Raw genomic sequence first — 2,989 nt, 5'->3', positions numbered from 1 at the left:
CTCCATCGACACCGGCGGTGAGGAGAAGGCCGTCTCCTACGGCAAGCTCCTGCTCGCGACGGGCGCGAGCCCGAATAAGCCCGCCGAGCTCGACGACCCGCGCGTGGTCTACCTGCGCAGCACCTCCGATTATCGTCGGCTCCGCAGTCTCGTCCATGAAGGCGTGCGCGCGGTTGTTGCAGGTGGTGGCTATGTCGGCTCCGAGATCGCGGCGGCGCTCGTCGGGAACGGCGCCCGCACCACGATGGTCTACCGCGAAGCGAAATTGCTCAGCCAGATGTTCCCCTCGTCCATCGTCGAACGCGTAGAGGACTCGTTCCATTCCGCCGGCGTCGAGCTGCGATCCGCGTTCGAAATCGGCGAGATCGTCGCCGAGAACGACCACGTTTCGGTCGTCGGCGCCTCGGGAGAGGCAGTGGACGGTGATGTTGTCGTCGTCGGCTTCGGCGTCCACCCGAACATCGATCTCGCAGAAGCTGCGGGGCTCACCGTTGACGGTGGAGTGGTGGTCGATTCCGAAATGCGCACCTCGGCACCGGACGTTTTTGCGGCCGGTGACCTCGTCGTGTTCGACGATCCGCTCTTCGGCCGCCGCCGCGTAGAGCACGTCGACCACGCCGAGAATTCGGGGGAGACGGCCGGCAAGAATATGGCGGGGTCGTCCGAGAACTACGAGTACACGCCGATGTTCTGGTCCGACCTGTTCGACGACGGCTACGAGGCCATCGGCAGCCTCGACGGGCATGCCGAGACCATCGAGACGTGGAACGAGGACGGCAAGGCCGCAGTCGTGTGGTACCTGCGCGACGCGGCACCGATCGGCGTCCTTCTGTGGAACACGTGGGACTCGGTGGGCAAGGCCAAGCAGGCGATCGCCGACGTCAAGAGCGGAAAGCTTGCCGTCGACGACCTCCGCACGGTGATCACGCCAGGCTAGCGGGACGCCGACGACGCCTGCGAGCTCACTCCAGCCGGAACCGCACCTGCGTGCCCGGCGCGGCCTGCGCGAGCAGCGGAAGGTCGTCGGGGTGAACCACGGCGATCACGGGATACCCGCCGGTCGTCGGGTGGTCCGCCATGAAAATGAGCGGCTGCCCGCTCGCCGGGACCTGGATCGCCCCGCAGATGATGCCCTCCGACGTCAGCTCGCCGGTGATGCTGCGTTCTAATTCCGGCCCCTCGAGGCGCACACCGATCCGGTTCGATCTTGCCCCGACGGAGTAGGCGGAGGTCCGTAGCTTTTCGAGCGCCTCGTCGGTGAACCAGTCGAGCCGCGGGCCGGGCAGGATCCGCGCCTCGACTTCTGGCGCAATGGGTGCGACGGCGGCGTGGTCGATCCACACCGGCGGCGCCTCCGCGGGATCGGGAATGCCCACTCCGATCGAGTCGCCATCGGCCAGCGGATCGGGCCCCAGCCCGGACAAGACATCCGTAGAGCGCGAGCCGAACAGCGCGGGCGCATCGAACCCGCCGGCGACCGCGACGTAGGAGCGCAGTCCCCCGCGCGGTATCCCGAGGCGCACCGGTGTGTTTGATGGAACGCGGAGCGCGGCGTTGATCCCCTCCAGTCGCTCGCCGACGAACACGTCCAGCTCCGCGCCGGTGACCGCGAGGCACACGTCCTCGTCGAACTCGACCTCGAGCCCGCCGAGCGTGGCCTCGATCGTCGCGCGGTGTTCTCCGTTGCCGACTAGCCTGTTCGCGAGCCCGTGGCTGCGCCGGTCCATCGCCCCCGAGACCGGGATGCCCGTGCCCATGTGGCCGGCGCGGCCGAGGTCCTGGAGAGTCGACAGCGGCCCTGCCTTGCGGATGAGTGCGTTCGCCGTCATACGTGTGCCTTCCCTTCCGACTGCGGCACGAAGCGGACCTCGTCGCCCGGGGCGAGCCGGTTCGGTCGCGGCCAGTCGTCGTCCCACAGCGGCACGGTCGCGTGGCCGATGAGGTTCCACCCGCCCGGCGACGTGCGCGGGTACACCGCGGAGAACTCGCCGGCCACGGCCACGGAGCGCGGCGGTACGGCGTCTCGCGGGTCGTCGCGGCGCGGCAGCTGAAGCTTCTCGGGGAGCCCCGTCAGGTAGCCGAAACCGGGACTGAACCCCATGAACGCCACGCGGTACGTCGGCTCGGAATGGAGGCGTATGACGTCGGAGGTGCTGCCGCCGATCTGGCGGGCGACGTCATCGAGATCGGGGCCCGAGTAGTCGACGGGAATCTCGTGAAGCTCGCCGGCGCGGACATCGGCGGTGCCCGGGACCCACTGCTCGCAGGTCGCCACGGCCGCAGCCCGCGCGGACGGGTCCTCCGCCTCGATCATCACCGTGCGCCCGGCGGGGACGAGTTCGGTAACCCCGCCGAGCTCGCCCGCCGCGCGGGCGTCGGACAGAAAGGCGAACAGGTCCTCTACTTCTGTCAGGGAATCGAGTTCGAGCAGCGAGGCGTGAGGTCCGTATGGGAGCACGCGGAACGGGCGGTCGGCGCGCAGTTCGCGGGGAGCGGAAGACATCTAGGGCACCTGGTAATCGGAGTCGGGGGCATCGGTGATGAGCATCATGCCTGGCGAGTGGGTGATGGCCAGCGGAGGCGCCGAGGCCATGACCATGGCCTGCGGAGTGACCCCGCAGGCCCAGAACACGGGGACGTCGCCGTCGCGGGTGACGGGCGGATCGCCGAAATCGGGCTGTGCGAGATCCGCGATGCCCAGCCCGGCCGGCTCGCCGACGTGCACGGGAGCGCCGTGCACCGAGGGGAAGCGGGAGGAGATGCGGACGGCGTCGGCGACCTGTTCGGCGGGGATCGAGCGCATCGAGACGACGAGCTCGCCGCGGAACTCGCCCGCGGGGCGGCACGCACGGTTCGTGCGGTACATCGGCACGTTGCGGCCGGCGTCGATGTGGCGCACGGGCACGCCCGCGGCGAGGAGGGGATGCTCGAACGTGAACGAGCAGCCGATGAGGAACGCGACCATGTCCTCGCTCCAGAACTCGCGCGC

At 69.4% G+C, this 2,989-nt stretch carries 4 protein-coding genes; 1 reads left to right on the top strand and 3 read right to left on the bottom strand.

Annotation, left to right across the window (positions count from 1 at the left end):
* Positions 1-937 (top strand): NAD(P)/FAD-dependent oxidoreductase (locus tag K8V11_RS13740; protein ID WP_303915447.1); only part of this gene is annotated, 937 nt, incomplete at its 5' end.
* A 25-nt stretch (positions 938-962) separates the two neighbouring features.
* Here K8V11_RS13740 and K8V11_RS13735 read toward each other — a convergent pair.
* From K8V11_RS13735 to K8V11_RS13725, 3 genes are all read right to left on the bottom strand, one after another.
* Positions 963-1,829 (bottom strand): biotin-dependent carboxyltransferase family protein, encoded by an 867-nt coding sequence (locus K8V11_RS13735; protein ID WP_303915446.1) that lies wholly within the window; start codon positions 1,827-1,829, stop codon positions 963-965.
* Entirely contained in the window at positions 1,826-2,503 is a 678-nt protein-coding gene (locus K8V11_RS13730) for an allophanate hydrolase subunit 1 (RefSeq protein ID WP_303915444.1), read from the bottom strand. Before K8V11_RS13730 ends, K8V11_RS13735 begins: the two co-directional genes overlap by 4 nt.
* Positions 2,504-2,989, bottom strand: a 486-nt coding sequence (locus tag K8V11_RS13725) for a D-glutamate cyclase family protein (RefSeq protein ID WP_303915442.1), incomplete at its 5' end; no start/stop codon positions are given.

The sequence above is a fragment of the Dietzia timorensis genome (assembly GCF_020742175.1).
GTDB lineage: Bacteria > Actinomycetota > Actinomycetes > Mycobacteriales > Mycobacteriaceae > Dietzia > Dietzia timorensis_A.
This window is presented reverse-complemented; position numbering and strand designations above follow the sequence as displayed.

Bases quoted from the DNA above. Each gene is read 5' to 3' on its own strand.
- K8V11_RS13735 (WP_303915446.1), bottom strand. From the start codon at position 1,829: ATGACGGCGAACGCACTCATCCGCAAGGCAGGGCCGCTGTCGACTCTC.
- K8V11_RS13730 (WP_303915444.1), bottom strand. From the start codon at position 2,503: ATGTCTTCCGCTCCCCGCGAACTGCGCGCCGACCGCCCGTTCCGCGTG.